Below are 24197 nucleotides of genomic sequence, written 5' to 3'. Positions count from 1 at the left end.
AAGTGTTGGTGATGCGCATAGCGCAGTTGTTTCCCTTGGATTCGGGGCGCTGCCATCGCGGGCAAGCCTTGCTCCCACAGGAACCGCGCTCAGGCTGTGGGAGCAAGGCTTGCCCGCGATGACGTCGGTGCAGTCACCGCAAAGTTAGACCCTGGGCACTGTCTCGACCATCGAAGGCCGCAAGCTTACTTCGGCAAACCACGCGGCCAATTGGGGATTGGCCTTGCGCCATTCCAGATCGGGATGGCGCAGGTCCAGATAACCCAGGGCGCAGGCCACACTGATGGACGCAATGTCGAAATGGCAGGCCAGTTCGGCGATTGCCTCGGCTTCGAGCATGCCCAGGGCGCGGCGGATCTTGTCCCGTTGCGCATCGAGCCACTGGGCCCAGTGTTTTTCTGAAGGTCGCAGGGCGGTTTCGTAGCGAATCATCACCGCGGCATCCATGATTCCGTCAGCCAGGGATGCCAGGGTCAGGCGTCGCCACCGGGCTGCGCCGTCCCGGGGGATCAGCGGATTGCCGACGTGCTGGTGGTCGAGGTAGTCGAGGATGACGCGGCTGTCATGGATCACCGTTCCGTTGGCCAGGCGCAGGGCCGGGATCTTGCTCAGGGGGTTGTCATCCATGAGCGCCGGATCCGGTTTGACCGGCGTAAGCTGGCTGAGCTGCAAGGCCACGCGGTCCTGCTGGCCGGTTTCGTGCAACAGCACCAGGACCTTGCGCACGAAAGGTGAAGCGGGGTTGTGGAACAACGTCATGCTGGGAGCCGACATGCAGGTATCCTCGATTGGCGGGCAAGAGCTTAGCCTAGACAGTTCCGGTTCGGCTGGCGAGGTCGGGTGGACTCCAATGTGGGAGCGGGCTTGCTCGCGAAAGCGGCACGTCAGAAGAATAAAATGTGTCTGACGCTCCGCCTTCGCGAGCAAGCCCGCTCCCACAGGTTCTTTCCGCGCTCGGCGTAAGTCAGCCGCGCTTGAGCAACCCCCAGGCCCCCAGCACCGTCGGTATTCCCAGTCCCACCCAGCTCACGGCATCCCAGGCCCCGTCGCCCAGCAATGCTGAAAACAAACCTGCCGCGCTCAGCACGCCGATCGCCACGGGAATACCAAAGACTCTCCAGAAACTCGACTGCCGGGGCCTCACGAGACCACCTGCGCTGCGACCGCTGCGCGCTTGGCCGCTTTGCGCCGCACGACCCACAGGTAGACGCCGCTGCCGAGGACGATGATGGTCAGCACGTCCAGGGTCGCCCAGAAAATCTGCATCGGCCGACCGCCGTAGTCGCCGAAGTGCAGCGGCAAGGACAGGCTCATCATATCCATGTACCAAGGGCGTTCAGCCACGGCGGTGACGTCCAGGGTGCTGGCATCGATCAATACGGGTGTCAGCAGATGGGAGGTCAGGTGGGTGTCACCCTTCATGAACACGCTGTAGTGGTGTTCGCTGGAAAACAGCGTACCGGGGAAGGCGATGAAGCTGGGTTCCATGCCCGGCGCAACCTCTTTGGCGATGTCCAGCAAGCGGGTCGCCGGGGCCAATTGCGTCAGCGGTGGGGCGTCGCGGTAGGGCTCGACCATGGCGCTGAGGCTGTCATTGCGCCAGGCAGCGATGATCAGGTCGGCGCAGGCAGCGATGACGCCGGTCACGCCCACCGTAAGCGCCCAGACCAGCGTGACCACGCCGATCAGGTTATGCAAATCGAGCCAGCGTAGGCGCGTGGATTTGTCCTGGCGCACCGTGGCGAATTTGAGGCGGCGCATGAACGGCAGGTACAACACCACACCGGAAACGATGGCGATCACGAACAACAGGCCCATGAACGCCAACAGCAACTTGCCTGGCAAGCCGGCGAACATGTCCACATGCAGGCGCAGCATCACCATCATGAAACCGCCGTTGGCCGAGGGCATTTCCAGGGCCTCGCCGGTGCGGGCATCGAGCATGAAGGTGTGGGAGGAATTGGGTTCGGTGTCTGGCGTCGGCGCCATGATGGTGATGACACCGTTGGGATCATCCTCGTCCCAGCCAAAATACTGGACCACCTCACCGGGGCGATGGGCCTTGGCTTTTTCCACCAGTTGCGCAAGGTCCAATTGCGGGGTGTCGGCCGGCATCTCCCGAAGCTCGGGGGCGTCGCCCAGCAAATGCTCGATTTCGTGATGAAAAATCAACGGCAGCCCGGTGATCGCCAGCATCAGCAGAAATACCGTGCAGATCAGGCTGGTCCAGGTGTGGACGAAGGACCAGCGGCGGATGGTTTTGCTTTTCATGATTGATCCGAATGCAAAAAGGGCCACAGGTGGCCCTTCAAAAGGTTTGCGCAAATGCTAACCGTTTACCATTTGTAATTCACGCTGGCGACGACGCTGCGTTGGTCGCCGTAGTAGCAGTAGAAACCGTCACACGTGGACAGGTAGTCCTTGTTGAAGACGTTTTTTGCATCCACCGCCACCGATACCCCTTTGAGCGAGTTGTTCAGGCGACCCAAGTCGTAATGGGCCGAGGCGTCGTACACGGTATAGGAACCGACATGTCCCCAGTCGGTGTTGGTGGTGTTGCCATAGGTGTCGCCGACGTAACGCACACCCGCACCGACACCAAAGCCGTCCAGCGGGCCGTTGTGCCAGGTGTAATCGGCCCACGCGGTAGCCTGGTGACGCGGCACCTGGGCCATGCGCTTGCCTTCTTCCGCCGCGGTGCCTTTGGTGATTTCGCTGTCGTTGTAGGTGTAGGAGCCGACCAGTTTCAGGTTGTCGGTCACATCGCCCGAGGCTTCCAGTTCCAGGCCGCGAACGCGCACTTCGCCCACCTGGCGGGTCACACTGTTTTCGGTGACGGAGTTGTTTTTCTGGGTCAGGTCGAACACCGCCGCCGTCAGCAGGGTTTTGGTACCGGGCGGCTGGTACTTGATGCCCGCTTCGTACTGTTCGCCTTCGGTCGGCTTGAATGCATCGGTGCTGTTGACGTTGGTGCCGGCCGCTGCCTGGAAGGACTGGGCGAAAGAAATGTACGGCGTCACGCCATTATCGAAGACGTAGCTCAGCGCCGCGTTGCCGCTGAATTTCTTGTCGCGCTGGGTGTTGGTCGCACCGGCCTGGTTGTGGAACTCGGTGCCGGTGTGGATCCAGTCTTCACGACCACCAAGGGTCAGGCGCCAGTTGTCCAGGGCGATCTGGTCTTGGACGTAGAGACCGGTTTGCTGAGTCTTCTGGTTGTAGTCGTACATGGTGAAATACTGAACGTTGGAAAAATCCTGTCCGTAGATCGGGTTGTGGATATTGCTGGCCGGTACGCCGGTCGAGCCCCACAGCCAGCGCGAGTTGCTGTTGGAGCGCTGGTGATCCAGGCCCAGCAACAAGGTGTGGCTCAGGGCTGCGGTTTGGAAGTCGGCCTGGAAGTTGTTGTCCACGGCGAACTGACTGACGTCTTCATCGACGATACCCGCTGTTCGCTGCACGGTTCCGTCGGCGCTGACCGCTTCGTCGGGGCCGGCCGGCCAGATCTGCCCGCCCGCAGTGATACCCTGGAACTCCAGGTCACTCTTGGTATAGCGCAGGTTCTGGCGGAACTGCCAGGTGTCGTTCAAACGATGTTCAAACGCATAGCCGAGGGCGTAGTAGGTGCGGTCGTAGAATTCCCAGTCCGGGTCACCCAGGTTCTTGTGGTGGGAAATCTTGCCGGCCGGCGACGACAGCTTGGTGCCTTGCAGCGGCAGGAATTGCCCGGTGATGCCGGTGTCGTCGCGGGTGTATTGAGACAGGAATGTCAGTCGGGTGTCGTCGTTGATGTTCCAGGTCAGGCTTGGGGCGATGTTGTAGCGTTTGTCCGGGATGTGATCGACCTGGGCGTTGCTGTCGCGCACCGTGCCGCTGACCCGATACAGGAACTGGCCTTCGTCATCGACCTTGCCGGTGCTGTCGAAGTTGATCTGCTTGTGTTCGTAGCTGCCGGCTTGCAGTTCGACCTCGTGACTGCTTTCAGCTTGCGGGCGACGGCTGACCATGTCCAGCATGCCGCCGGGTGGTGTCTGGCCGTAGACCGAAGACGCTGGGCCACGCAGCACGGCGATGCGTTCGAGGTTCCAGGGCTCGATTTTCGGCGTGACGTAGTTGCCTTTGGGCAGCGGCAGGCCATCGAGGAACTGCGTCGGTACAAAGCCGCGTACCAGCAACCAGTCGTTGCGTGAGTCCGAGCCGTAGCCGCTGCTCTGCACGCCAGCGGTGTAGCGCAGGGCGTCATTGAGGTTGAGGACCGAGCGATCTTCCATCTGCTGGCGTGTGACCACGGAAACCGAGCGCGGCAGTTCGACAATCGGCGTATCCGTCTTGGTGCCGGCCGCCGTGCGGGTGGCGACATAGCCGTCGGTCGGACCCCACGCGGTTTCGCTGAGGCCGGCGCCGATCACGCTGGTTTCCGGCAAAGCCATTACGCCCTCGGGCACGGCCACCAGGCTGTAGGTGCCGGCGCTGCTTTGTTGCAGTTGAAGGCCGGTGCCGCGCAAGGCCTCACGTAATGCGCCAATGGCATCGAACTGGCCCTGGACCGGTGCCGAGGTTTTGCCCGAGGCCAGGGACGGGGTCAGACTCAGGGCGAGCCCGGCCTGACTGGCGATCTGGTTCAGGGTGCTGGCCAATGGTGCGGCGGGCAGGTTGTAGGTGCGCACGCTTGTGGCTTGTTCGGCGGCCAGCGACGGGCCGCTGACCAACGGGGCGGCAAAAGCGATGGCAACGGCCAACAGACTGGGGCGCAACAGGGTGTCTAGCGGGCGGGACATACGGCGGCTCCTGAATGGAAATATTTCTCAATTGCCTTGGTGCCGGATGAAAATTCAAAAGTGATAGGGCTGGATGAAAATAATTTAGATTCAGATTGTGGGTGAGGTGTCCAACGGGTCTTCGGATCGGGACGGCTTCATCGCGAGCAGGCTCGCTCCCACATTTGATCTTCAGTGAACCCCTGTGGGAGCGAGCCTGCTCGCGATGGCGCCCTCAAGGCTTAGTCTCGACCCTCGGCCCCACCACCACCCACCAGCGCGTGTGATGCTCGACCTGCACCGGCAAGGTCGGGAGCAGGGCGCTGAGTGCCAGATCGGTGTTGTGCAGCGGGAAGCTGCCAGTGATGCGCAGGTCTGCCACTTGTGGCTCGACGCCCAGGTAGCCGCGACGGTAACGCCCCAGCTCATGGACCAGGTCTTCGAGGCGGGCGTTGTCCACCACCAGCATGCCGCGGGTCCAGGCATCGGCGCCTGGACTGAGGGCCATCGTCGGTCCGAGACCGTCGCGGCGCATCAACACCTGCTGGCCTTCACGCAGGATCTGCTCTTCGTCGGTGGCCTGTGGATGCGCCGCCACCGCCGACTTCAACACGCTCAAGCGCGTGCCTTCTGCTTCTCGCTTGACCAAAAACCGGGTGCCCAGGGCGCGCATGTTGCCTTCGCGGGTTTCAACGATAAACGGACGCGGATCGTTGTGGCCGGTTTCCACCAGGATCTCGCCTTCTTGCAGGACAATGCGTCGCTGCTTGTCATCGAAACGCACGTCCAGCGCACTGTGGGTGTTGAGGTTGATCAGCGTGCCGTCGGCCAGGCGCAGGACGCGTTGCTCGCCGGTGGCGGTGCGTTGGTCGGCCAGCCAGTAATCCAGCGGCAAGTAACGATCCCCGGCAAACAACGCCAGACCGATCACTGCAACAATGCTGGCCAGGCTGCTGCCGAGCTTGCGCACCCGGCGACGAATGTTTGCTCTGGATTGCAACAACGCGGCTCGCCCAGGGCCATTGGCGACACTGAAGCGTTGGTCGAGCATGCCCAGTTGCCGCCAGGCCCGGGCATGTTCTTCGTCGGCGGCATGCCATTGGGCGAACGCTTCACGCTCCTGGGCGCTACCGCCGCCTGAGTCCAGGGACAGTTGCCAGGCAATGGCCGCATCCAGAACCCCGGTCGAGACGGGTTTGGAAGAAGGCGTGCTCATGTCGGCTCACCATAAAGGGCGATGTAGCACTGGCGCATGCCCTGGGCCAGGTACTGCCGCACCCTGGGCACGGAAACCCCCAGGCGCTCGGCGATTTCTGCATGGCTGAGGCCGTCGAGGCGGTTATAAAGAAAAGCAGCGCGAGCCTTGCTCGACAATTTGCCAAGCAGCCGATCAATCGCCTTGAGGTCTTCGAGGATCAGTTGCTGCTCTTCCAACGACGGCTGTTCGTTTTCCGGGATCAGCATCAGCTCGGTGAGGTAGGCCTGCTCCAGCGCTGCCCGACGGAAATAATCGAATAGCAGTCCCTTGGCGATCGCCACCAGAAACGCCCTGGGCTCCCGGGGCGCTGTCAGTTCCTCCCGGCCCAGCAGGCGCACGAAGGTGTCCTGGCTCAGATCTTCTGCCCGCTGTGGGCAGGCCACGTTGCGGCGCAGCCATGCCAATAGCCACCCGCGATGGTCACGGTACAACGCACCAACCAGATCACTGTGGGGGCTTGGGACTGACGACACGAAGCATCACCGACGTTTTAAGTAACGAGAATTGTTCGCGATTGTCGCAGAGGCGGGGGAGGGAAAGCAATTGGCGCTGGTCGGGACCCGGTCTGTGGGCCCAAATAAGTCTGTGGGCCTAAACAGGTCTGTGGGAGCAAGGCTTGCCCGCGATGCAGGCGACTCGGTTTGGCTGTCAAACCAGGCGATGCCATCGCGGGCAAGCCTTGCTCCCACAGGTAAACCACCCTCGGAGCAGAGGATTTAGAGCGAAGGTGCCCGTTGCCGTCGCTTCCATTGGCTTACGCGCTGTTGCAGATCCAGTGGGCTATGGATCTGCTGCTGACGGGCACGGCTGAACAGAATGAGCGCCAGTTCGGCGGTGGCCAGGGCGTCGGCGCTGGCGTTATGACGGTCGAAGACTTGCAGTTTGCACCAGTCGATCCAGTCGTCCAGGCCGGCCTTGCGCAGGTGCGCTTGAGGGCAGAGCATCGGTGCCAGGTCAGCGACATCCAGAAACGAATGCTGCAAGCGGTAACCGAGGTAATCCTTCAGTGCCCGCCCGAGCATGTGGGAGTCGAACGGCGCATGAAATGCCAGCAGAGGGCTGTCGTCGACGAATTCCATGAACGCCAGCAGCGCCTCGGCGGGGTCGCTGCCGGCGGCAATTTCACTCGGCGCCAGGCCATGGATCAATACGCTCGGTCCCAGCTTCTGCTTGTCGCACTGTAAGGTGCGTTCGAACTGTTGGCTGAAATCGATGGCGCCGTCTTCTATGACCACGGCCCCGATGGACAGCACCTGATCCTTGCTCAGGTTCAACCCCGTGGTTTCCAGATCCAGCACTACCCAGCGTTGCTCCCTCAGGCTGCATTCACCCAGGGGCGCGGGGGCTGGTAGGCGTTCCAGGCGCTGTTGCACGTCTTCAGGCAACATCGGTTGGACCGGGCGTAACCAGGAAAAAATGCTCACAACTGGTACCTCAGCGTCAGGCTGCTTTGCAGCCGTTGGGCCTGGCGCAGGGATTCGCGCAGAATGCGCCGGTCCAGATGATTAAGGCTGTCGGGATCGACCCGGTTGGAGTAGGGCAGGTTTTCGCGGGTTTGCAGCTGATGTTGTTGCATGCGGGTTTGCTGGATGAAGTGATAGGCCTCTTCATAGGCCGCGCCATCGAGCGGTTGGATCACGTCCTTGATGACCAGTTGCCGCAAGCGCTCCAGGGTATTGTTGGCTTCGATGCCATTGGCCAGGGCCAGCAGGCGGGCGCCGTCGACAAAAGGCGTCAGGCCTTGCACTTTCAGGTCCAGGGTGGCTTTTTCGCCGTTCTTGCGGCTGAGCACGAAATCCCTGAAGCGTCCCACCGGTGGACGATGACGCAGCGCGTTCTCGGCCATCATGCGCTGGAACAAACGGTTATCGGCCACCTGTTCGAGCACTTGCTGGCGCAACTGCTCACAGCCTTGCTCATCGCCCCAGACCACCCGCAGGTCGAAATAAATACTCGAACTCAATAGGTTTTCCGGCGTCGCTTCACGAATGAAGGCGGCAAAGCGTCGGGCCCATTCGGCGCGGGACAGGCACAGCTCCGGGTTGCCGGCCATGATGTTGCCCTTGCACAAGGTGAAACCACAGAGGGCCAGGCTCTGGTTGATCTGTTGGGCGATGGGCAGCAGCAGCCCGCGGATCTGCGCCGCATGGGCGGCGTCCCGGGCTTCGAACAGGATGCCGTTGTCCTGGTCGGTGTGCAGGGTCTGCTCGCGCCGGCCTTCACTGCCGAAACACAACCAACTGAACGGCACGCCCGGGTCACCCTTGTCGGCCAGGGTCAGTTCGATGACCCGGCACACGGTGTGGTCGTTGAGCAGGGTGATGATCTGGGTGATCTGCGTCGATGACGCGCCATGGGCCAGCATGCGCTCGACCAATTGACCGATCTCGCCGCGCAGGGCCACCAGGCTCTCGACTTTCGGGGCGCTGCTGATGGTCCGTGCCAGGTGCACCAGGTCGACCCGCTGCAGGGAAAACAGATCGCGCTCGGACACCACGCCGCACAAGCGATGGTCCTTGACCAGACAAACATGGGCGATATGGCGCTCAGTCATGGCGATGGCCGCGTCGAAGGCGCTGTGGTCCGGCGAGAGGTAAAAGGGTGTCGGGGTCATGTGCGCGGCGATGGCTTCGGAAAAGTCCCCGGAGCCGTCGGCGACCACATGCCTCAGGTCGCGCAGGGTAAAAATCCCTACCGGCGCTTTTTGCTCGTTCACCACCACAATGCTTCCGACCTGCTGTTCGTGCATCAGTTTCACGGCTTCGCGCAGGGGCATGTCGGGATTGCAACTCACTGGATGACGCATCGCCAGCTCGCCCAGCCGGGTGTTGAGGGAATATTGGGTGCCGAGGGTTTGCGCGGATTTCTGCTGGACTTGCTGATTGAACTGGTCGAGCAGACTGCTGACTCCACGCAGCGCGAAATCACGAAACGGGCTCGACAGGGCGAACAGCTTGATGAATGCCTGCTTGTTCAACTGCAGGCAGAAGGTGTCCTCGCCGGCACGGTGTTCGGTGCGCGTAGCCCGCTCACCCAGCAGCGCAGCAAGGGGGAAGCATTCGCCGGTGGTGATTTCGAAGGTGGTTTCGGTGCCACCTTTTGCCGAATGCGGACGCTCGCCCACGACCCGGCCCTGCTTGACGATATAAAAGTGTTCCACCGTGCCGTCGGCCGGTTTGATGATGGTTTCCCCCGGCGCGTAAAAACGCAGCAGGCATTGCTCCACCAGATAAGCCAGGTGAGCGTTTTCCATTTGGTTGAACGGGGGAAAACGCTGAAGGAATTGCAGCGTTCCCTGGATGTTCTGCAACACCGCGGTTTTCCCAGCCTGGGTAAAGGCGTCCGTTTTTTTCATCACCATGGCGCAGTCTTTTTTGAATTGTTGTGGTCGGATCTGTCCCCATGGTCAACCCCTGAGGGTAGGGTGCCCATTGGACGTAAGTCTAGGTCAACGCAAAAGGCTGGGAACGATAGAAAAATCCTGGGTGTGGTCTATCCGAAGCCTGCAATAAATGTACTTGGAAAAAAATCCGACGAAGTGCACATTGAAGCGACGCAGAACGATGTCTGACCACTGTGCCAGGGGATCGATTAAAGAACGTAGAGAGCACCATGTCCGACCACGATATTTTGAGTGACGCCGAGCGCGAGGCGCTGAGTGCCGTCATGCTGGAACCCGACCTGCCGCCGCAACGAGTCTTGATTGTCGATGACGACAAGGACGCCCGTGAGCTGCTCTCGGAAATTCTGGCCCTGGACGGTATTCACTGCATGACCGCCGCCAGCGGTGAAACGGCGCTCAAGTTGCTGGAAACCAAGCCGTCGATTGGCCTGTTGATCACTGACTTGCGTATGGGCAATGTCGATGGCCTTGAACTGGTCCGCCTGGTCCGTGAGTCGGAGCGGGCAGCGCTGCCGATCATCCTCGTCTCCGGCGATGCCGACGTGAAGGACGCCATCGAAGCGATGCACCTGAGCGTAGTGGATTTTTTGCTCAAGCCTATTGATACGGAAAAATTGCTGGGTCTGGTCAAGCATGAGTTGGGGATGGATCTTTGAAAGGATCGCAGCCTTCGGCAGCTCCTACAGACGAGCACGGTCCCTTGTAGGAGCTGCCGGAGGCTGCGATCTTTTGATCTGGCTCCGAAAATAAAAGCCCTGATCTTTCGACCAGGGCTTTTTCTTGTGCTGCGTTTTTACCCCTCAATCACAACCCATTGGCTGCCTTGAACTCGCGACGACGACGGTGCAGCACCGGCTCGGTATAGCCGTTAGGCTGCCGGGTGCCTTCGATCACCAACTCCACCGCCGCCTGGAAGGCGATGTTGCTGTCGAAGTCCGGCGCCAATGGCCGGTACAGCGGGTCGCTGGCGTTCTGGCGGTCCACCACCGGCGCCATGCGCTTGAGGCTTTCCATCACCTGATCCTGGCTGACGATGCCATGGCGCAGCCAGTTGGCGATGTGCTGGCTGGAAATACGCAGCGTCGCACGGTCTTCCATCAGGCCAATATCGTTGATGTCCGGCACCTTGGAGCAACCTACGCCCTGGTCGATCCAGCGCACCACGTAACCGAGGATGCCCTGGGCATTGTTGTCCAGTTCGTTCCTGATCTGCTCTGGCGTCCAGTTCGGGTTCACGGCCAACGGGATGGTCAGGATGTCGTCCACCGAGGCGCGAGCACGTTGGGCCAGTTGCGCCTGACGGGCGAACACGTCGACTTTGTGATAATGCAGCGCGTGCAGGGCGGCAGCGGTCGGCGACGGAACCCATGCAGTGTTGGCACCCGCCATGGGATGAGCGATTTTCTGCTCCAGCATCGCCGCCATCAGGTCCGGCATGGCCCACATGCCCTTGCCGATCTGAGCGCGACCCTGCAGGCCGGTGCTCAGGCCGATATCGACGTTCCAGTTTTCATACGCGGCGATCCATTTCTCGGCTTTCATATCAGCCTTGCGCACCATCGGGCCGGCTTCCATGGAGGTGTGGATTTCGTCGCCGGTGCGGTCCAGGAAGCCGGTGTTGATGAACACCACGCGCTCACTGGCGGCCTTGATGCAGGCTTTGAGGTTGACCGTGGTCCGGCGCTCCTCGTCCATGATCCCGACCTTGAGGGTGTTGCGCGGCAGGTTCAGCACGTCCTCGACGCGACCGAACAGTTCGTTGGTGAACGCCGCTTCTTCCGGCCCGTGCATCTTCGGTTTGACGATGTACACCGAGCCGGTACGGCTGTTGCGCCGCGAAGTGTTGCCGTTGAGGCTGTGGATGGCTGCCAGACTGGTGATCAGTCCGTCCAGGATGCCTTCCGGTACTTCATGACCGTCCTTGTCCAGGATCGCGTCGATGGTCATCAGATGACCGACGTTGCGCACGAACAGGAGCGAGCGGCCATGCAGGGTCAGGCCCGAACCGTCGACCGTCGTGTACGCACGATCGGGGTTCATGGTGCGGGTAAACGTCTGACCGCCTTTGGAGACCTGTTCCGACAGATCGCCCTTCATCAGGCCGAGCCAGTTACGGTAGATCACCACTTTGTCATCGGCATCGACGGCGGCGACCGAGTCTTCGCAGTCCATGATGGTGGTCAGCGCGGCTTCCATCAGGATGTCTTTGACGCCGGCGGCATCGGTCTGTCCGACGGGGGTGCTGGCGTCGATCTGGATTTCGAAGTGCAGGCCGTTGTGCTTCAGCAGCACGGTGGTCGGTGCCGAAGCGTCGCCCTGGAAACCGATCAGTTGCGCGTCGTCACGCAGGCCGCTGTTGCTGCCGCCCTTGAGGGCAACCACCAGTTTGCCATCGACGATCTTGTAAGCGGTGGAATCAACATGAGAGCCGGCCGCCAACGGCGCCGCTTCGTCGAGGAAGGCACGGGCAAAGGCGATGACCTTGTCGCCGCGAACCTTGTTGTAGCCTTTGCCTTTTTCCGCGCCGTCGGCTTCGCTGATGGCATCGGTGCCGTACAGTGCGTCGTACAGCGAACCCCAGCGGGCGTTCGAGGCATTGAGGGCGAAGCGGGCGTTCATCACCGGGACGACCAGCTGCGGGCCGGCCATGCGGGCGATTTCGTCATCGACATTTTGGGTCGTGGCCTGGAAATCCGCCGCTTCTGGCAGCAGATAACCGATGTCTTGCAGGAAGGCTTTGTAAGCCACGGCGTCGTGGGCCTGGCCGGCACGGGCCTGGTGCCAGGCATCGATCTGCGCCTGGAAATCGTCGCGTTTGGCGAGTAGGGCTTTGTTCTTCGGGGCCAGGTCGTGGATGACTTTGTCGGCACCGGCCCAGAACGCATCGGCGGTGAGGCCGGTTCCGGGAATGGCTTCGTTATTCACGAAGTCGAACAGGACTTTGGCGACCTTAAGGCCACCGACTTGAACGTGTTCAGTCATTGCTTGCCTCACTCTGCTCAGCTATTTCGCTTTTCAGCTCTTCGATTTTGACAATGAAGCCTCGGGACATTTAAACCACAAACCCCGGAACCAGTACATGCCATCGCTGGCGGCTGGGTTTTTAGCCTTGCTGACGGGGCTTTTCAGGGATGCGACTGCGCCAGGGCAGACATCGTTACAACGTTATGTAGTGCGCGCCGCGGCATACTACATGATCAATTGCGGTTGTGAAAATTAGACTAATTGCGTCGTTCCGCGACCCACTAAAGTGCTACGGTCACAACGAGGCACGGAATGTTCTCAAAAAAATGACAGATTGTTCCAGTTAAATATTTAAAGTTGTACACGATAATGTTGGCGCGTCAGTCCCGTGGGAGCAAAGCTTGCTCGCGATACAGGCGCCGTGGTTTCAGAAGGACCGAGTTGTTTTCATCGCGAGCAAGCTTTGCCCCCCCAGGGGCGAGGTATATATCTTTAGGCCACCAGCCTGTCCGCGACCACCTGCCTATACTCTTCTTTCCACAACCAGAGGGCTCGCGCCATGGACCATCTCGTCATCACTGTTTTCGCCCCGGACAAGCCTGGGTTGGTCGAGCAAATCGCCCTTTGCATCGCCGAGCACGGCGGTAACTGGCTGGAAAGCCGCATGTCCCGTCTGGCGGGACAATTTGCCGGCATCCTGCGCCTGAGTGTTCCGGCCGAGTCCCATGATGAACTGATCGAAGCTCTACAAGGGCTATCGGCCCACAACATCCGCGTGCTGATCGCCGAGGGCATCGTCGAAGAGTCCTGCACGTGGAAGCCTATTGCGATGGAACTGGTGGGCAATGATCGCCCTGGCATCGTGCGCGACATCACGCGCTTGCTGAGTGAGCAGGGCGTCAACGTCGAACGACTGGTCACGGACGTGCGGCCGGCGCCGATGAGCAGCGAGTTGCTGTTTCATGCCGAAGCGCTTCTCGGGGTGCCGGTGACCCTGTCCTTGGAGACGTTGCAGGAGCGTCTGGAAACCCTGGCCGATGAGCTGATGGTGGAGCTGAAACTCAGCGACGAAAGCTGATACGGGTTATCCAAGGAAAAACTGCGCCTGCCTGTGGATAACCTGTAGAGACACGCCGCCAGCCCATACGGGCCGGGGCTTGATGATGAGTGATTAAAAAATCACCAGTTTTCAATGGCTTGTGCACAAACGGCGGGGATCAGGCTGTGGATAACCTTGGGGCGGATCGACGCAGACCACGTCGTCTGTGGCCTGCGCAGGGTTGTTCGATTTTTGATCAATTACGTCGGCGCATGCTCACCACGGCATCGATGCTGTACACCGCAAGCCCGGCCCAGATGAACAGGAACGCCACTAACGTGCTGGACGACAGGTGTTCGTCGAACAGCAACACCGCCAGCAGTAGCACCAGCGTCGGGGCGATGTACTGCAAAAAACCCAGCGTGGTGTACGGCAAGTGCCGTGCAGCGGCGTTGAAACACACCAGTGGCACCAGTGTCACGGGCCCTGCCGCCACCAGCCACCAGGCTTCGGAAGTGGTCCAGAAAACGGCTTGGGCACTGGTCGCCGCCGGGTTGAACAACAACCAGGCAACGGCGATCGGTACCAGCATCCAGGTTTCCACCACCAGCCCGGGTAAAGCCTTGACCGGGGCCTGTTTGCGGATCAGCCCATAAAAGCCGAAGGTCAGCGCCAGCATCAGCGACACCCACGGCAGGCTGCCCACTTGCCAGACCTGCTGCGCCACACCGACCGCGGCCAATCCCACTGCCAGCCACTGCATGCGCCGCAACCGTTCACCCAGGATCAACATGCCGAGCAATACGTTCACCAGCGGGTTGATGTAGTACCCCAGGCTCGCTTCGAGCATGCGCCCGTTGTTCACCGCCCAGACATAGGTCAGCCAGTTGGCCGCGATCAACGTACCGCTCAGGGCCAGGATTGCCAGCCGTTGTGGATTGTCCCGCAGTTCGCGCCACCAGCCCGGGTGTTTCCAGACCATCAGCAACGCCGCGCCGAACAGCGCCGACCACAGCACCCGGTGGATGATGATTTCCACGGACGGCACGTTGGCGATGGCTTTGAAATAGATCGGGAACAGACCCCAGATGATGTAGGCACTCAGGCCCAGGATATACCCGCGACGCGGGTTGGCGGCTTGCATGCAGAATCCTTGCTTAGGCAGCTAACAAAAGAGTGATTGTAAGGAGATTTGTCAGATTGTGCTGTGAACCTTGTTAGGAAGTAGTTCCACCCATGTCCTCATGTGGGAGCGAGCCTGCTCGCGATAGCAATGTGTCAGTCAACATAAATGGCGACTGCTCCACAGCTATCGCGAGCAGGCTCGCTCCCACAGGGTTTCAGTGGTTGTTGGAACCCAGCCCAATCAAAACAACTTTAACGGCTCCTCATTGAGCGCCGCCAGTTGCTCGCGCAGCGCCAACACCTGGTCGCCCCAGTAGCGTTCGCTGCCGAACCAAGGGAAGCTGCGCGGGAACGCCGGATCGTCCCAACGGCGCGCCAGCCAGGCGCTGTAGTGCATCAGGCGCAGGGCGCGCAGTGGCTCGATCAAGGCCAGTTCACGCGGGTCAAAGTCATGAAACTCGCGGTAACCGTCCATCAATTCCGACAACTGCCCCAGACATTCCTGGCGGTCACCGGCGAGCATCATCCACAAGTCCTGTACCGCCGGGCCCATGCGGCAGTCGTCCAGGTCGACGATATGAAAAACCTCGTCGCGGCACATCATGTTGCCGGGGTGGCAATCGCCGTGCATACGGATGTTCTTATGGGGCGTGGCGGCATAGACCTCTTCGACCCGCTTGAGCAGATCCCTGGCCACCGACTCGTAGGCCGGCAGCAGACTGCGGGGCACGAAACCGCTTTGCAGCACGGTGGCCAGCGAATCATGGCCGAAATTTTTTACCCCCAACGCTTCACGATGTTCGAACGGACGGGTCGACCCAACCGCGTGCAGGCGCCCGAGCAGTTGCCCCAGGCGATAGAGTTGGTCGAGGTTGCCCGGCTCAGGCGCGCGGCCACCGCGACGGGGAAACAGGGTGAAACGAAACCCGGCGTGTTCGTGCAGACTGACGCCGTTGTGAATCAGCGGCGCTACCACCGGCACGTCGCATTCGGCCAGTTCGAAGGTGAAGCGGTGCTCTTCCAGAATCGCTTCGTTGGTCCAGCGCTGAGGGCGATAGAACTTGGCGATCAGCGGCTCGGCGTCTTCGATACCCACCTGATAGACACGGTTTTCATAGCTGTTGAGGGCCAGCACACGGGCGTCGCTAAGCAAGCCCATGCTTTCAACAGCATCGAGCACCAGATCGGGTGTGAGGGTTTCAAACGGATGGGACATGCTGACTCCTGCGCAGCGGCAGGGCTGCCGCGTCCGGCCCAGCATGGTAGCGCAGACGGAGGGAGATAGGTGACGGCTGTACTGATGCCATCGCGAGCAGGCTCGCTCCCACTGGATTTTGTGGCGCACCGTAGATTGTAGGTGCACTGGAATCAATGTGGGAGCGAGCCTGCTCGCGATAAGGCCCGATCAGGCGCCGATGACCCCACCGTCCTCACGGGTAATCACCATCACCGACGAGCGCGGCTTACCGTTGGGCAGATGCTCAGGGAACGTCGAGCCGCCGCTGGGATGCTGGATGCCGACGAACAGGGTTTTGTAGTCCGGCGAGAAGCTGATCCCGGTTACTTCACAACCCACCGGTCCGACCAGGAATCGACGGATTTCACCACTGTCGGGGTCAGCGCAGAGCATCTGGTTGTTGCCCATGCCGGCGAAGTCCCCGGTATTGCTGAAATCACCGTCGGTCTGAATCCACAGCCGCCCAGCCTTGTCGAAACCCAGGCCATCGGGGCTATTGAACATGTTCTGCGGGTTGATATTGGACGAGCCGGCCTTTGGCGTGTTGGCGTGTACTACCGGGTTGCCGGCGACCACAAACAAATCCCAGGCGAAAGTACTGGAAGCGTGATCGTCGCGGTCGGTGCGCCAGCGCAGGATCTGCCCGTAGACGTTCTTGGCCCGGGGATTGGGCCCGTCCACCGGCTGACCGGCTTCGCCGCGCTTGGAGTTGTTGGTCAGGGTGCAATAGACCTGGCCGTCTTTGGGGCTGACGACTATCCACTCCGGACGGTCCATGCGAGTGGCGCCGACAGTGGTGGCGGCCAGACGCGCGTGGATCAGCACTTCGGCCTGGTCGGCGAAACCGTTACTGGCGTCAAGACCGTTCTTGCCATGGGTCAACTCAATCCACTGGCCCATGCCTTTGGGATGGTCCGGGTTGGCGTCGCCGGCATCGAAGCGCGCCACGTACAAGGTGCCGTGATCCAGCAGGTTGCGGTTGGCCTTGGGGTTTTTGTGGTTGATCTTGTCCCGGCTGACGAACTTGTAAATGAACTCGCCGCGCTCGTCATCGCCCATGTACACGACGGCGTGACCGTCGCTGGTTTGTGTCAGGGCGGCGTTCTCGTGCTTGAAGCGACCCAGGGCCGTGCGCTTGATCGGGGTGGATTTAGGGTCGAACGGGTCGATCTCCACCACCCAGCCATGGCGATTGAGTTCGTTGGGGTTTTTCGCCAGGTCGAAACGCGGGTCGTGCAGGTGCCAGTCGATTTCGCTGCTGGCGACGGTGGCGCCGTAACGCTTCTGCGCCGTATCGAACTGCAAGTCCGCCTTGCTGCTGCCAAAACAGTCGGTGAAGTTTTCTTCGCAGGTCAGGTAGGTGCCCCACGGCGTCATGCCGTTGGCGCAGTTCTGGAAAGTACCCAGCACTTTTTTGCCGCTCTTGTCGGCGCTGGTTTTCATCAAGTCATGGCCGGCGGCGGGACCGCTGAGGTCAATGGGGGTATTGCCATGAATCCTGCGGTTGTAGCGCGAGTCCTGGACGAACTGCCATTGTCCGCCCTGACGCCGTATTTCAATCACCGACACACCTTCACAGGCTTGGGCCTTGCGCACGTCTTCGGCCGACTTCGGCTGGCCGCCATGGGGGAAGAGGTATTGGTAGTTGGTGTATTCGTTGTTGATCGCCATCAGCGCGCGGTTGTCGTCGCCGGGAAACGGGAACAGGCTCATGCCGTCGTTGTTGTCGCCAAACTGCACTTCCTGGGCGCGGGCGGTGCCATTGCCACTTGGATCGAACGCCGGTGCATTTTTCTGCAGGGGGTGACCCCAACTGATCAGCACCGAGGACTTGTAGCCCGGCGGCAGAGTGAGGGTGTCGGCCGTGGCGGCGGCAATGCTTTCGAAGCCCAGCAGCTTGCTGTTGCCTTCGCTGACGGCGGCGGCCAGTACGCTGCGACTCAGCAGGTTGCCGCCCAGAAACATCGCCGCGCCGCACAGGGCACCTGCGCTAATGAAACCTCGACGGCTCAGGCCGACGATCTTTTCCAGGTCGGTGGATTGGTTTTCTTCTAAAAGGCTCATCTGAGGCTCCCTGCTGGTTTTGGCAGCCACCTTAAAGCCGGTCGATGACGCTTTTGTTGCAGCGCGCTACAACGGTGTGCCGAGCAGCACATTTGTCGCCGAAAACTCCACTTGCACCGGTGAGCCGGCAGCCAGCTTTCGCGCGTGCAGATGAAGCGGATCGGCCAAGGCACACAGCGTTTGGCCGTTGGGCAGGCCGATGCGCACTTCGCTGGGGCCGTCTTGGGCGGCGGCAACGTGTTCAATGACGCCGCGCAGAGCGTTTTTCCCAGGGTTGTTGCCTGCTTTTTCCGGCGGATCGACAGGGTGCAATTCCAGCCATCCGGCCTTGATCAGGGCAACTACGGCGGTGCCGATACCCAGTTCCAGGCGTACCGTGCTGTCATGGGTGATCTGCGCCTGGATGACCAGGCCCCGAGCGAGTTCCAGGTAAATTCGGTCGTTATGACCCTGAGTCTCGATGTTCAGGACTTTGCCGTGCAACTGATTGCGCGCGCTGGTGCGCAGCATCAAGCGACTGAGCAGGCCCAGATCCCCGGCATCTTCGCTCGCCTCCAGCAACTGCGCCTGCAAGGCTTGCAGGCGCTGATACAGGCGCAGCACACGCAGCCCTTCCTCGGACAGTTTCGCACCGCCACCGCCTTTTCCTCCAACGCTACGCTCCACCAGCGGTTGGTCCGCCAGGTTGTTCAATTCGTCGATGGCATCCCACGCCGCCTTGTAGCTCAGGCCGGCGCTTTTGGCGGCGCGGGTGATCGAGCCTTGTTCGGCGATGTGCTGCAACAAGGCGATGCGTTGTGGGCGCCGGACGATGTGCTGGGTCAGGAGCGGGGGCAATGACATGATGGACAACTGTGCAAAGGAATCATGGAGTTGGACGTTGGCGCCTCGCAAGCGGCGCGTCAAGCCGGCTCACCGGGTTTCGGCGTGCGGGCCAGGCAATACACATCAACCCGGGCAGCACCGGCATCCAGTAGCAGGCGAGCCAGTGCCTGGGCCGTGGCGCCGGTAGTGAGCACATCGTCGACCAACGCCAGATGCCGGTTGCCAAGCACCGCGTGGGGTGTGACGGCAAAGGCTTGGCGCAGGTTTTGGCGCCGAGCCCTGGCATCGAGTGCCTGCTGAGCGGGGGTGTCCTGGACGCGCCGCAGCAGTTGCTCTTCGCAAGGGATCTTCAATGTCGCGCTGAGCCAACGGGCAAGCATTGAGGCCTGATTGAAGCCGCGCTGACGCAAGCGCCGATTGGCAAGCGGCACCGGCACCAGTGCGTCCGGTGGCTCCAACCCTTCATTGAAGTGATGTTGCAGGGACTGCGCCAGCAGTTCGCCCATCAATCGCCCCAGCGGCCATTTGGCCTGATGTTTGAAACGTGCGATCAGGCTATCGATAGGAAAGTCGTAGGCCCATGGCGCCAGGACCCGCTCGAAGGCCGGCGGCTGCCTGGCGCACTGACCGCAACGTAGCCCGGCCATGGGCAATGGCAAGGCGCAGATACTGCACTGGTCACCCAGCCAGGGCAGTTCGCTCTCGCAGGGGGTGCAAATGGGCTGGGGCGTGTCGGTGGTTTCGCCACACAACAGGCAAGATTGTTTGTTTTTTAACCAGATGTAAACCAGTCTATCGTATCGTGGTTGACAGCGCATGACTCTTCCTTAAATATGCCGAACATCCGTGTCGCGCCTGTGGGTATTCCATGTCCCCAGGTGCCAGCCAAGCATAATCAAGGAAATGCCCATGAGCGCCAGCACCACTGCCAACCTGCGTCATGACTGGTCTTTGGCCGAAGTCAAAGCTCTCTTCGTCCAGCCCTTCAATGACCTGTTGTTCCAGGCGCAGACCGTGCACCGCGCGCATTTCGACGCCAACCGCGTTCAGGTGTCCACGCTGCTGTCGATCAAGACCGGCGCCTGCCCGGAAGATTGCAAATATTGTCCGCAGTCCGGCCACTACAACACCGGGCTGGAAAAAGAAAAGTTGCTGGAAGTGCAGAAAGTCCTCGAAGAGGCCGCCCGTGCCAAGGCCATCGGCTCGACCCGTTTCTGCATGGGCGCGGCCTGGAAGCATCCGTCGGCCAAGGACATGCCTTACGTACTGGAAATGGTCAAAGGCGTGAAGGCCATGGGCCTGGAGACCTGCATGACCCTGGGCCGCCTCGATCAGGACCAGACCCAAGCCCTGGCCCAGGCCGGCCTGGACTACTACAACCACAACCTCGACACCTCGCCGGAGTTCTACGGCAGCATCATCACCACTCGTACCTACAGCGAGCGCCTGCAAACCCTGGCTTACGTGCGAGATTCGGGGATGAAGATCTGCTCCGGTGGCATCCTGGGCATGGGCGAGTCCCTGGACGATCGCGCCAACCTGCTGATCCAACTGGCGAACCTGCCAGAGCACCCGGAATCGGTGCCGATCAACATGCTGGTAAAAGTCGCCGGCACGCCGCTGGAAAACGCCGAAGACGTCGATCCGTTCGATTTCATCCGCATGCTCGCCGTGGCGCGGATCCTGATGCCCAAGTCCCATGTGCGCCTGTCCGCCGGCCGCGAAGCGATGAACGAACAGATGCAGGCCCTGGCATTTTTCGCCGGTGCCAACTCGATTTTTTATGGCGACAAACTCCTGACCACTGCCAACCCGCAAGCCGACAAGGACATGCAACTGTTCGCTCGCCTGGGTATCCAGCCCGAAGCCCGGGAAGAACATGCCGACGAAGTGCATCAGGCGGCTATTGAACAGGCGCTGGTGGAGCAGAAGAGCAGCGAGCAGTTCTATAACGCGGCTGTTTGAATACTCCATCGACTTTTGTTTGAAATGCAGAACCCTGTGGGAGCGGGCTTGCTCGCGAAGGCGGTGTAACAGTCAGCACACATGTTGAATGTGATGGCCCCTTCGCGAGCAAGCCCGCTCCCACAATGGATCTCATCCAGTCTTGATTAACGATTCACCCCGAGGCCTGCATGCCCTTCGATCTCGCCGCACGCCTGGCTGCCCGTCGTGCCGAAAACCTCTATCGCCAACGCCCGCTGCTCGAAAGCCCGCAGGGGCCAGAGGTGGTGGTGGACGGCCAGCCGCTGCTGGCGTTCTGCAACAATGATTACCTGGGCCTGGCCAATCATCCGCAAGTGATCGAAGCCTGGCGCGCCGGTGCGGCGCGATGGGGCGTCGGAGGCGGGGCTTCCCATCTGGTGATCGGCCACAGCGGTCCACATCACGCCCTGGAAGAAGCCCTGGCTGACTTGACCGGCCGCCCGCGGGCGCTGCTGTTCACCACCGGCTATATGGCTAACCTTGGCGCTGTCACCGCACTGGTGGGGCAGGGCGATACGGTGCTGGAGGACCGGCTCAACCACGCTTCGTTGCTCGACGCCGGGTTGCTGTCCGGCGCGCGCTTCAACCGTTACCTGCACAACGATGCCCAGAGCCTGGCCAACCGTCTGGAGAAAGCCACCGGCAATACGTTGGTGGTCACCGATGGTGTGTTCAGCATGGACGGCGACATCGCCGATCTGCCGGCCCTGGCCCGTGAAGCCAGGGCCAAGGGCGCCTGGCTGATGGTCGATGATGCCCACGGTTTCGGCCCGTTAGGGGCCAATGGTGGCGGGATCGTCGAACATTTTGGCCTGAGCCAGGATGACGTGCCGGTATTGGTCGGCACCCTGGGCAAAGCTTTCGGCACTGCCGGCGCGTTTGTCGCCGGCAGTGAAGACCTGATCGAAAGCCTGATCCAGTTCGCTCGTCCCTACATCTACACCACCAGTCAACCGCCGGCCCTGGCCTGCGCTACGCTCAAGAGCCTTGAGCTGCTGCGCAGCGAGCATTGGCGGCGTGAACATTTGCAGGTGCTGATCCGCCAGTTTCGCCACGGTGCCGAGCAGATCGGCCTGCAATTGATGGACAGTTTCACGCCGATCCAGCCGATCCTGATCGGCGATGCGGGGCGAGCGATGCGCTTGTCGCAGATGCTGCGTGAGCGGGGACTGATGGTCACTGCGATCCGCCCACCCACCGTGCCAGCCGGCAGCGCCCGTCTGCGCGTGACCTTGACCGCCGCTCACAGTGAGGCTCAGGTGCAGCTGCTGTTGGAGGCATTGGCCGAGTGTTTTGCACAATTGGGACCGGAGCCAAGCCATGCGTGATCGACTGATATTGCTGCCTGGTTGGGGCTTGGGCGTTTCCCCGCTGGAGCCTCTGGCGGCTGCGCTGCAAGGGCTCGATGAACATTTGCGGGTCGAGATCGAGCCGTTGCCGGCCCTGGCCTCAAGCGACCTCAATGAATGGCTCGAGGAGCTGGACGCCACATTGCCCCAGGATGCCTGGTTGGGTGGCTGGTCGCTGGGCGGCATGCTGACCAGCGAGCTGGCGGCGCGTCGGGGCGAGCGCTGTTGCGGCTTGTTGACCCTGGCGAGCAACCCCTCTTTCGTTGCCCATGATCAATGGCCGAGCGCGATGGCCGGTGAAACCTTTGATGGGTTTCTCGCCGGGTGCGCCGCCGACCCGCGTCAGACCCTCAAGCGCTTCAGTCTGTTGTGCGCCCAAGGCTGCAGCGATCCGCGCGGCCTGTCGCGATTGTTGCTGGCGGGTGCGCCTGTCACTTCGCCCGATGTGTTGATGGCTGGGCTCGAGCTGCTGGCGCAACTGGATACCCGCGCCGCCTTGCAGGGCTTCGGTGGCCCGCAGCTTCACTTGTTTGCCGGGCTCGACGCCCTGGTACCGGCTGAGGCAGCGGCTGAATTGCTGGTGTTGCTGCCAGATGTTGAAATCGGTCTGATCGAGCAGACCGGCCACGGATTCCCTCTGGAAGACCCCCACGGTGTGGCGGGGGCGATTCAGGCTTTTTTGCATGAGTCCGATGATGACTGATTTGTCTGTTGCCAAATTGCCTGGTGCCTTGCCGGATAAGCGCCAGGTGGCAGCCTCGTTTTCCCGGGCTGCGACCAGTTACGACAGCGTGGCCGAGCTGCAGCGCGACGTAGGCCAGCAGTTGCTGGACCGGTTGACCGCTTCGATCGTGCCTGAGCGCTGGATGGACCTGGGTTGTGGCACCGGCTATTTCACGCGGGCGCTGGGTACGCGCTTCGGCGAGGCGACCGGGTTGGCGCTGGATATCGCCGAAGGTATGCTCAACCATGCTCGCCCTCAGGGCGGGGCTGCGCACTTTATAGCCGGTGATGCCGAGCACTTGCCCTTGCAGGCCTCCAGCTGCGATCTGGTGTTCTCCAGCCTGGCGGTGCAGTGGTGCGCGGATTTTGCCTCGGTGTTGAACGAAGTCCATCGGATTTTGAAACCCGGTGGCGTGTTTGCCTTCACAAGCCTTTGCGTCGGCACGTTGTACGAATTGCGCGACAGCTGGCGTCAGGTGGATGGCCTGGTGCACGTCAACCGTTTTCGCGGTTTTGAAACCTATCGACAGCTATGTGCGGCCAGCGGGCTGAACGTTATCAGCCTGGAAAACCGTCCCCATGTGATGTATTACCCGGACGTGCGCGGTCTGACCCATGAATTGAAAGCCCTCGGCGCCCACAATCTGAACCCCGGCCGGCCCGGTGGGTTGACGGGCAGGGCGCGGATCCTCGCGCTGGTTGACGCTTACGAACAGTTTCGTCAGCTACAGGGTTTGCCCGCGACCTACCGGGTGGTTTACGCCGTGCTGGAGAAACCGCTATGAGCCAGGCTTATTTCATCACCGGTACCGACACCGACGTGGGCAAGACCACCGTCGCGGCTGGCCTGCTGCATGCTGCGCGACAGGCTGGCATGAGCACCGCTGCGGGTAAGCCCGTGGCCTCCGGTTGCGAAGTAACGCCCAAGGGCCTGCGCAACGCCGATGCCTTGGCGCTGTTGGCCGAATGCTCGGTGCCGCTTGAGTATGCCCAGGTCAATCCGCTGGCGTTCGAACCGGCCATCGCGCCTCACCTGGCCGCGCGGGAAGCCGGCGTGGCCCTGACCGTGCAATCGTTGCTGGGACCGATGCGTGAAGTGTTGGCCCTGGAGGCCGATTTCACGCTGATCGAAGGCGCAGGCGGCTGGCGTGTTCCGTTGGCCGATCAGGACAACCTCTCGGACCTGGCCATGGCGCTGGGGCTGCCGGTGATCCTGGTGGTGGGCGTGCGTCTGGGCTGCATCAGTCACGCCCTGCTGACCGCCGAGGCCATCGCCCGGGACGGCCTGCAACTGGCCGGTTGGGTGGCCAATATCATCGACCCAAAGACATCGCGCCTGGAAGAAAATCTGGCGACCCTGGCCGAACGCCTGCCGGCGCCATGTTTGGGGCGCGTGCCGAAAATCAAGGGTGTCACTGCCGAAGCCGTGGCTGCGCATCTGCACCTGGATTTGCTGGACTACTAAGGTTT

Annotated in this window: 21 protein-coding genes; 7 read left to right on the top strand and 14 right to left on the bottom strand. The window is 61.3% G+C overall.

Features of this window, described 5'->3' with window-relative positions; translation table 11 throughout:
- Positions 1 to 144: 144 nt before the first annotated feature.
- The 8 genes from BM132_RS12715 to BM132_RS12680 form a co-directional block, all read right to left on the bottom strand.
- Positions 145 to 774 carry a glutathione S-transferase gene (locus BM132_RS12715; protein ID WP_092400792.1) on the bottom strand — a complete coding sequence of 210 codons (630 nt, stop codon included), beginning with the start codon at positions 772 to 774 and terminating at the stop codon, positions 145 to 147.
- Positions 775 to 964: 190 nt separating this feature from the next.
- Entirely contained in the window at positions 965 to 1144 is a 180-nt protein-coding gene (locus tag BM132_RS12710; protein ID WP_092455690.1) for a hypothetical protein, read from the bottom strand.
- Complete coding sequence (locus BM132_RS12705; protein WP_092455688.1) at positions 1141 to 2271, bottom strand: PepSY-associated TM helix domain-containing protein; 1131 nt, start codon at positions 2269 to 2271, stop codon at positions 1141 to 1143. The genes BM132_RS12710 and BM132_RS12705 overlap by 4 nt, the downstream gene beginning before the upstream one ends.
- A 65-nt stretch (positions 2272 to 2336) precedes the next feature.
- On the bottom strand, positions 2337 to 4775 hold the full coding sequence (locus BM132_RS12700) for a TonB-dependent siderophore receptor (protein WP_092455686.1): 2439 nt from the start codon (positions 4773 to 4775) through the stop codon (positions 2337 to 2339).
- Positions 4776 to 4989: 214 nt separating this feature from the next.
- Positions 4990 to 5970, bottom strand: coding sequence for a FecR domain-containing protein (locus tag BM132_RS12695; protein WP_092455684.1), 981 nt, complete (start codon positions 5968 to 5970; stop codon positions 4990 to 4992).
- Positions 5967 to 6485, bottom strand: coding sequence for an RNA polymerase sigma factor (locus BM132_RS12690; protein WP_092400806.1), 519 nt, complete (start codon positions 6483 to 6485; stop codon positions 5967 to 5969). Before BM132_RS12690 ends, BM132_RS12695 begins: the two co-directional genes overlap by 4 nt.
- Before the next feature lie 243 nt (positions 6486 to 6728).
- Positions 6729 to 7436 carry a 3'-5' exonuclease gene (locus tag BM132_RS12685; protein ID WP_092455682.1) on the bottom strand — a complete coding sequence of 236 codons (708 nt, stop codon included), beginning with the start codon at positions 7434 to 7436 and terminating at the stop codon, positions 6729 to 6731.
- On the bottom strand, positions 7433 to 9373 hold the full coding sequence (locus BM132_RS12680; RefSeq protein WP_092400811.1) for a putative nucleotidyltransferase substrate binding domain-containing protein: 1941 nt from the start codon (positions 9371 to 9373) through the stop codon (positions 7433 to 7435). The genes BM132_RS12685 and BM132_RS12680 overlap by 4 nt, the downstream gene beginning before the upstream one ends.
- 251 nt (positions 9374 to 9624) lie before the next feature.
- Here BM132_RS12680 and BM132_RS12675 point away from each other — a divergent pair, with 251 nt between their 5' ends.
- Positions 9625 to 10071 (top strand): response regulator, encoded by a 447-nt coding sequence (locus BM132_RS12675; protein WP_047228125.1) that lies wholly within the window; start codon positions 9625 to 9627, stop codon positions 10069 to 10071.
- A 148-nt stretch (positions 10072 to 10219) separates the two neighbouring features.
- Here BM132_RS12675 and BM132_RS12670 read toward each other — a convergent pair whose 3' ends face one another.
- Positions 10220 to 12397 (bottom strand): malate synthase G, encoded by a 2178-nt coding sequence (locus tag BM132_RS12670; RefSeq protein ID WP_092400814.1) that lies wholly within the window; start codon positions 12395 to 12397, stop codon positions 10220 to 10222.
- Between the two features lie 541 nt (positions 12398 to 12938).
- Between BM132_RS12670 and BM132_RS12665 the strand changes: the two genes are divergently transcribed.
- On the top strand, positions 12939 to 13457 hold the full coding sequence (locus BM132_RS12665; protein ID WP_092455680.1) for a glycine cleavage system transcriptional repressor: 519 nt from the start codon (positions 12939 to 12941) through the stop codon (positions 13455 to 13457).
- A gap of 217 nt (positions 13458 to 13674) precedes the next feature.
- Here the strand turns inward: BM132_RS12665 and rarD are convergent, their stop codons facing one another.
- From rarD to BM132_RS12640, 5 genes are all read right to left on the bottom strand, one after another.
- Positions 13675 to 14562 carry an EamA family transporter RarD gene (gene rarD, locus BM132_RS12660; protein WP_092400820.1) on the bottom strand — a complete coding sequence of 296 codons (888 nt, stop codon included), beginning with the start codon at positions 14560 to 14562 and terminating at the stop codon, positions 13675 to 13677.
- A gap of 222 nt (positions 14563 to 14784) precedes the next feature.
- Positions 14785 to 15759 carry a serine/threonine protein kinase gene (locus BM132_RS12655; RefSeq protein ID WP_092400823.1) on the bottom strand — a complete coding sequence of 325 codons (975 nt, stop codon included), beginning with the start codon at positions 15757 to 15759 and terminating at the stop codon, positions 14785 to 14787.
- A 189-nt stretch (positions 15760 to 15948) separates the two neighbouring features.
- Positions 15949 to 17844, bottom strand: coding sequence for a PhoX family protein (locus BM132_RS12650; protein ID WP_092455677.1), 1896 nt, complete (start codon positions 17842 to 17844; stop codon positions 15949 to 15951).
- A gap of 66 nt (positions 17845 to 17910) precedes the next feature.
- The gene (locus tag BM132_RS12645; protein ID WP_092401004.1) at positions 17911 to 18687 is read right to left on the bottom strand and encodes a TOBE domain-containing protein; all 777 of its coding nucleotides are present in this window, start codon (positions 18685 to 18687) and stop codon (positions 17911 to 17913) included.
- 59 nt (positions 18688 to 18746) lie between these two features.
- Complete coding sequence (locus BM132_RS12640) at positions 18747 to 19487, bottom strand: ComF family protein (RefSeq protein WP_092455676.1); 741 nt, start codon at positions 19485 to 19487, stop codon at positions 18747 to 18749.
- 91 nt (positions 19488 to 19578) lie between these two features.
- On the opposite strand from BM132_RS12640, the gene bioB reads away from it, so the two are divergent.
- The 5 genes from bioB to bioD all read left to right on the top strand — a co-directional run bounded on the left by bioB (position 19579) and on the right by bioD (position 24192).
- Complete coding sequence (bioB, locus tag BM132_RS12635) at positions 19579 to 20634, top strand: biotin synthase BioB (RefSeq protein WP_092400832.1); 1056 nt, start codon at positions 19579 to 19581, stop codon at positions 20632 to 20634.
- 170 nt (positions 20635 to 20804) lie between these two features.
- Positions 20805 to 21983: an 8-amino-7-oxononanoate synthase gene (gene bioF, locus BM132_RS12630; protein WP_092400835.1), complete on the top strand. Its 1179-nt coding sequence runs from the start codon at positions 20805 to 20807 to the stop codon at positions 21981 to 21983.
- The gene (locus BM132_RS12625) at positions 21976 to 22707 is read left to right on the top strand and encodes an alpha/beta fold hydrolase (protein ID WP_092455675.1); all 732 of its coding nucleotides are present in this window, start codon (positions 21976 to 21978) and stop codon (positions 22705 to 22707) included. The genes bioF and BM132_RS12625 overlap by 8 nt, the downstream gene beginning before the upstream one ends.
- Positions 22700 to 23512 carry a malonyl-ACP O-methyltransferase BioC gene (gene bioC, locus BM132_RS12620; protein WP_092455674.1) on the top strand — a complete coding sequence of 271 codons (813 nt, stop codon included), beginning with the start codon at positions 22700 to 22702 and terminating at the stop codon, positions 23510 to 23512. Before BM132_RS12625 ends, bioC begins: the two co-directional genes overlap by 8 nt.
- Positions 23509 to 24192 (top strand): dethiobiotin synthase, encoded by a 684-nt coding sequence (bioD, locus tag BM132_RS12615; protein ID WP_092400845.1) that lies wholly within the window; start codon positions 23509 to 23511, stop codon positions 24190 to 24192. The genes bioC and bioD overlap by 4 nt, the downstream gene beginning before the upstream one ends.
- Positions 24193 to 24197: the final 5 nt, after the last annotated feature.

The organism is Pseudomonas sp. NFACC45 (assembly GCF_900113505.1).
In the GTDB taxonomy this organism is placed as follows: domain Bacteria; phylum Pseudomonadota; class Gammaproteobacteria; order Pseudomonadales; family Pseudomonadaceae; genus Aquipseudomonas; species Aquipseudomonas tehranensis.
Note: the sequence above shows the minus strand (reverse complement) of the source record. Positions and strands in the feature narration are given on the sequence as shown.